We start from the raw sequence: 575 nt of genomic DNA, 5'->3' as shown, positions 1-575 counted from the left end.
TAGCTCGTTAACCTTGCCTTTTCACCAAAGGCAAAAGCACGCGTGACATAGGTCGCTTCCTTATGGATCTTTCCCGCGATCAATTGAACAGGCGCAAATAACACCGGTGAGAGTTTCTCTGTTCCTTTAAGAATAGCGCGAAGCTTGATCTTTTCACTGATATATTCAGTAAGACTGAGCAATTGAAAGGGAAGGAGTTGATAAACCGTGCCGTTGTTTCTTTCAATTTCAAAGATGACAGAACAATCGCTTGAAGGCAACTCAATGGCTGCGCGTATTTGTAAATCAGAGCAGTCCACAAGATCAAAAGTGCCTAAATCGACAATCTTTTCTGTTTGCCTATAGCGGGCAGCGAGCACCCGAAAGGCTAAAGCCTCATCTTGATGGGCTGTCCAACTTTGTGCGTTAACAGAAGAAAAGCGTGGACCGGTCACGTAAGGGTGACTCGAGACATATCTCTGGTGTTCTGCATCAAAATCTCCAAGCTTTGCTAGTGAAACAGAATGATCCGCATCATCGGTTTTAATGACAAAAGCCGTTAAGCGGTCATCCATCACAAGGAGTGGTACATCATA

1 pseudogene is annotated in these 575 nt (G+C 44.5%); it reads right to left on the bottom strand.

The window, feature by feature from the left end:
* Positions 1–575, bottom strand: a pseudogene (locus ACFIL8_RS12435) (DUF4815 domain-containing protein); the annotation flags it as partial.

The sequence above is a fragment of the Bartonella sp. AP57NXGY genome (assembly GCF_042195805.1).
In the GTDB taxonomy this organism is placed as follows: Bacteria; Pseudomonadota; Alphaproteobacteria; order Rhizobiales; family Rhizobiaceae; genus Bartonella.
Note: the sequence above shows the minus strand (reverse complement) of the source record. Positions and strands in the feature narration are given on the sequence as shown.